At 52.4% G+C, this 5,135-nt stretch carries 5 protein-coding genes; all 5 read left to right on the top strand.

Annotated features, from left to right (window positions below; all coding sequences use genetic code 11):
- A partial coding sequence (locus tag MHN01_RS16180; protein ID WP_239412286.1) for a RodZ domain-containing protein occupies positions 1-677 on the top strand: 677 nt, incomplete at its 5' end.
- A 14-nt stretch (positions 678-691) separates the two neighbouring features.
- Complete coding sequence (gene ispG / locus MHN01_RS16175; protein ID WP_160654417.1) at positions 692-1,807, top strand: flavodoxin-dependent (E)-4-hydroxy-3-methylbut-2-enyl-diphosphate synthase; 1,116 nt, start codon at positions 692-694, stop codon at positions 1,805-1,807.
- Positions 1,808-1,911: 104 nt separating this feature from the next.
- A complete protein-coding gene (gene hisS / locus MHN01_RS16170) occupies positions 1,912-3,180 on the top strand; it encodes a histidine--tRNA ligase (RefSeq protein WP_239412285.1) in 1,269 nt (422 codons plus the stop codon).
- A gap of 13 nt (positions 3,181-3,193) precedes the next feature.
- Positions 3,194-3,805 (top strand): tetratricopeptide repeat protein, encoded by a 612-nt coding sequence (locus MHN01_RS16165; protein WP_075763657.1) that lies wholly within the window; start codon positions 3,194-3,196, stop codon positions 3,803-3,805.
- Between the two features lie 11 nt (positions 3,806-3,816).
- Positions 3,817-4,974: an outer membrane protein assembly factor BamB gene (gene bamB / locus MHN01_RS16160; protein WP_239412284.1), complete on the top strand. Its 1,158-nt coding sequence runs from the start codon at positions 3,817-3,819 to the stop codon at positions 4,972-4,974.
- Positions 4,975-5,135: the final 161 nt, after the last annotated feature.

The raw sequence follows: 5,135 nt of genomic DNA, 5'->3' as shown, positions 1-5,135 counted from the left end.
GCCGCACCAAACGGGAAGCCCATGACAACCGTATCATGCGCCTGACCTGGGCGCTGGCGATTATCTTTGTCGGTCTGACCGGCATTTGGTGGTGGCAGAGTTTGCAGATGGAGCAAGAGACAGAAGCACTGAACCTTGCCGAACAACAGGGGCAGCCGCTGGATGAATCCCTGGCCAGTGCAAACTCATCGACAATCAGCAATGCAGAGTTGTCTTCCGCCGATATTAGTGTCGCCGCAGAAGGGGCGGTTATCGAGACGATAGAGCCTGCTGACACGGTTGTCGTGAATGAATCCGTAGAGCCGATAACCAGTTTTGATGATAGTTTCAGCAACGAATCCGAGGCGATCGATGTTGAAGAAACCGACAGCGCAGATAGCCTGGCTTCACTTCAAACGCCCGAGACAACAGCAGAAGATGCTGAAGTGGCAGTTGTTGAGTCAGATTTGATCCTGACATTCAGTGCCGATTGCTGGGTCGATATCCGTGATGCCAACGGCAAGCGACTCGATACCGGTATCAAGAAGTCGGGTGATGTGCTGAATTTAGATGGTCCAGCGCCATTTAAACTGGTGCTAGGTGCGCCGGGTGCTGTTAAAATAAGCTACAAAGGTGAGCCGGTGGATCTAAGTAAGTACCCGGTTGGTAAAGTAGCCCGATTGAAGCTGCCGCAGTAAACAGAGTAAATGTAATGCATAACGAATCTCCAATTAAACGTCGTCAGTCAACCCGGATTTATGTCGGGGATGTCCCAATTGGTGATGGCGCCCCAATAGCTGTTCAGTCGATGACCAACACGCGTACGACTGATGTTGAAGCCACTGTTGCGCAGATCAAATCCCTGGAAAACGTTGGTGCGGACATCGTCCGTGTCTCGGTGCCGACCATGGATGCTGCCGAAGCATTCAAGCAGATTAAACAGCAGGTTAATATCCCGCTGGTGGCTGATATCCATTTTGACTACCGTATCGCCCTAAAAGTGGCGGAATATGGTGTCGACTGTCTTCGTATTAACCCGGGCAATATCGGTCGTGAAGACCGTATCCGTGCCGTGGTTGACTGTGCTCGCGATAAGAACATTCCGATCCGTATCGGGATCAATGGCGGTTCGCTGGAAAAAGACATCCAGCAGAAATACGGTGAGCCGACGCCGGATGCCCTGGTGGAATCGGCGATGCGCCATGTCGACATTCTTGATCGCATGAACTTTGATCAGTTCAAGGTCAGCGTCAAGGCTTCGGATGTTTTCCTAGCCGTTGAATCCTACCGTAAGCTGGCGGCACAAATTAAGCAGCCGCTGCACCTGGGGATCACCGAAGCCGGTGGCCTGCGTGCCGGGGCGGTGAAGTCTGCGGTAGGCCTGGGTATGCTGTTGTCCGAGGGCATCGGTGATACATTGCGTGTTTCACTGGCTGCCGATCCGGTTGAAGAGATCAAGGTGGGTTTTGATATCCTCAAGTCTTTGCGCATTCGCTCTCGCGGTATCAACTTTATTGCCTGTCCGACCTGCTCGCGTCAGGAGTTCGATGTGATCGGCACCGTGAACGAGCTGGAGCAGCGCCTGGAAGATATTACGATTCCAATGGATGTCTCTGTCATTGGCTGTGTGGTTAACGGACCGGGCGAAGCCGAGGTTTCGCACCTGGGTATTGCCGGCGGCAACCGCAAGAGCGCCTTCTATGATGACGGTGTTCGTCAGAAAGAGCGTTTTGATAACGACAACGTGATTGATCAGCTAGAGACCAAGATCCGTGCAAAAGCATCAATGCTAGATGTCAACAATCGCATTGATGTAGAAGAAAAATAGCGAAATATGCCCGAACCACGCCCTGAAAGCTCAGGGCGTGGTTCACTATTTCTGCAAGAACCTATATATTCGATTCAATTCCCCATCGGTTAACGAGAATAAACGTGGCGAAACAAATTCAAGCAATTCGAGGCATGAACGACTGCCTACCAACACAATCACCGCTTTGGCACAAAGTGGAAAATACCATTAAGCAAGTAGTTAGCGCATACGGCTATAATGAAATCCGGATGCCAATCGTTGAGTCTACGCATTTGTTCAAGCGTGCTATCGGTGAAGTAACGGATGTCGTCGAGAAGGAAATGTACACCTTTGACGATCGTAACGGCGACAGCCTGACCTTGCGTCCGGAAGGTACTGCTGGTTGCGTACGTGCCGGGATCCAGAATGGTCTGCTGTACAACCAGGAACAGCGCCTGTGGTATACGGGTCCGATGTTCCGCCACGAACGTCCGCAGAAAGGCCGCTACCGTCAGTTCCACCAGTTTGGTGTCGAAGTCTTCGGTCTTAACGGCCCGGATGTCGATGCCGAGCTGATCATGATGATGGCACGCTTCTGGCGCGAGCTGGGTATTTTTGAGCATGTGCGCCTGGAGCTGAACTCGATTGGTTCTCTGGAAGCGCGTGCAAGCTACCGTACTGCCTTGGTGGCGTTCCTTGAACAGCATATGGATGTGTTGGATGATGACTGCAAGCGCCGTTTGCACAGCAATCCACTTCGTATTCTTGATACCAAGAACCCTGCGGTGCAGGAAATTTTGGTTGATGCACCTAAACTGTCTGAGTACTTAGATGAAGAATCTAAGCAACATTTTGCCGGTTTATGTGAACTATTAGACGCTGCTGGTATCGAATATCAAGTAAATGAACGTCTTGTGCGTGGTTTGGATTATTATAACCGCACTGTTTTTGAGTGGATCACCGAAAGCCTGGGTGCCCAGGGCACCGTATGTGCTGGTGGTCGTTACGACGGTCTGGTTGAGCAACTAGGCGGCAAGGCTACCCCGGCGGTTGGCTTTGCGATGGGTCTGGAGCGTCTGGTCCTGATGATGGAGACGCTGGATCTGACAGACGTACGTCGCCCGGTAGATGTCTACATGGTGACAGCTGGCGAAGGAACGATGTTGGCTGGTATGAAGCTGGCAGAGAAGCTTCGCGAGGATGTACCGGGTCTGCGTGTAATGAACCACTTCGGTGGCGGCAATTTCAAGAAACAGTTTAAACGTGCCGACAATGTTGGCGCTGCTATTGCACTTGTTCTTGGTGAGAACGAGATTGCCGAGAACACGGTGGTTGTGAAAGACCTGCGTGGTGGCGAGCAAACGACCATGGCACAGGACGACGTAGCAGCGAAGCTTGCAGAATTGATTTAAGAGAGGACAGGAAGTGGACGTCAACATCACAGAAGAGCAACAGGTTGAACAGATTAAGGCTTGGTGGAAAGAGAACGGTAAAGCCGTTGTTCTTGGCGCTGTGATTGGTCTGGGTGGCCTGTACGGCTGGCGTTATTACCAGGGTGAAGTACAGGCAGCCAAAGAGCAGGCATCCGATGCTTATACTCAGGTGATCAACCGTCTGGAAAGCGGCAGCGCTGATGCTGTAGCGGATGTTCAGGCTTTCATCTCTGCCCATGAAAGCAGCCAGTATTCAGTGCTGGCAGCATTGCAGCTGGCCAAGGCTCAGGTAACACAAGGTGAGCTGGATGCTGCTGCCGAGCAGCTGAGCTGGGCAATTGGCAATACCCAGGACGCGGCAATCTTACCGATTGCGCAAACACGTCTGGCACGTATTTATGCCGAGCAGCAAAAGTTTGACCAGGCAATGGCTGAACTGGACAAGGTCACTGCCGAAAGCTGGCAGGCCAAGGTTGCTGAACTGCGCGGTGATATGCTGTTGCAAAAAGGCGATGCAGTCGCTGCCCGTGAAGCATATGTTCAGGCTCAGCAACTAGGTGCCTCGCCTGCGCTGAAGATCAAACTTGACGATCTGGCGCAGTAAGGTTGATACGTATGCAGAAGGTGTTGAAGCAAGCCGTATCCGTGGCACTGGCCGTTGGCATTCTAGCTGGCTGTGCCGGAGAAGAAGATACTATCCAGATGGCCCCGCTGCCGCAGGTTGACAGTGCTTTTTCTCCCCAGCAGAGCTGGTCTCAGACTGTGGGTGATGGCGTAGGGCACTACTTTTCCAAGTTGAGCCCGGCCGTGGGTTACGGCAAGATTTTTGTCGCTGACCGTAACGGCGTCGTCAAAGCGCTGGATCCGGAAACAGGCGAGACGCTCTGGGAACAGGATTTGGAAACTGAGGTGACTGCGAAGCTGGCCGGTGGAATTGCGCTATCGTACGGTAAGTTATTTATCGGTTCTGAGAATGCCGAGGTTATTGCCCTTGACGAGGAGACAGGCGAAGAAGCCTGGCGTACGACTGTCGAAGGCGAAGTGCTTGCCAAGCCTCTTGTAGACGAAGGCCTGGTTGTCGTGAATACCAGCCGCGGTATCCTGCAGGCGTTGGATGCCGATAGCGGTGAAGCCAAATGGCAGCTAAGCAGTGAAGTGCCGAATCTGACACTACGCGGTGACAGCTCGCCGGTTTCGATCTCTGGCGGTATTTTCTGGGGGCAGGCCAATGGTCGACTCGCTGGGGCATTGATGAACAATGGCCAGGTGCTGTGGCAACAGCCTGTCGGCTCGCCAAAAGGCGGTACTGAGATTGATCGCCTGGTCGATGTTGATGCGACACCGGTGATTGCCGGTGAGCGCCTGTATGCCGTTGGCTATAATGGCAGCTTGGTATCCATCGAACTGCGTACCGGCCAGGCAGCTTGGAAGCGAAATTACTCGTCGGCCACAGACTTTGTTATTGATGGCAGTCAGCTATATTTAGTAACAGATAAAGATCATGTGGTTGCGGTTGATATCCGTAGCGGCACCGAGTTGTGGCAGAACCAGTCTCTGGAGCACCGCTTGCTCAGTGCGCCGTCAGTCATTAATGGCTATGTTGTACTTGGGGACAGTGAAGGCTATCTGCACTGGCTCGATCCGGTTAGCGGTGACTTCGTGGCCCAGCAGGAAACGGATGGTAGCGGAATAGCAATTCCACCTCAGCCGTTGAATGATGGTTATCTGCTAGTAACACGGGACGGCCGTATTAACAAAATGCAAATGCCGTAAATTGTCGGTATAATGCTCCCGTATTAAATTTGTCGGCTCCTGCTGTGTTATACAGTCAGGAGCCGCTATCGTTATATCCATTCCCTATATTATTGTCGGATGAAGGACGCCCACGGAGGCTTCTGGAGGCAAGAATGAATGGAAAGTATGTCATTAAGACA

This window comes from Photobacterium sp. OFAV2-7, from assembly GCF_022347985.1.
Lineage (GTDB): Bacteria > Pseudomonadota > Gammaproteobacteria > Enterobacterales > Vibrionaceae > Photobacterium.
This window is presented reverse-complemented; position numbering and strand designations above follow the sequence as displayed.

Bases quoted from the DNA above. Each gene is read 5' to 3' on its own strand.
- ispG (WP_160654417.1), top strand. From the start codon at position 692: ATGCATAACGAATCTCCAATTAAACGTCGTCAGTCAACCCGGATTTAT.
- bamB (WP_239412284.1), top strand. From the start codon at position 3,817: ATGCAGAAGGTGTTGAAGCAAGCCGTATCCGTGGCACTGGCCGTTGGC.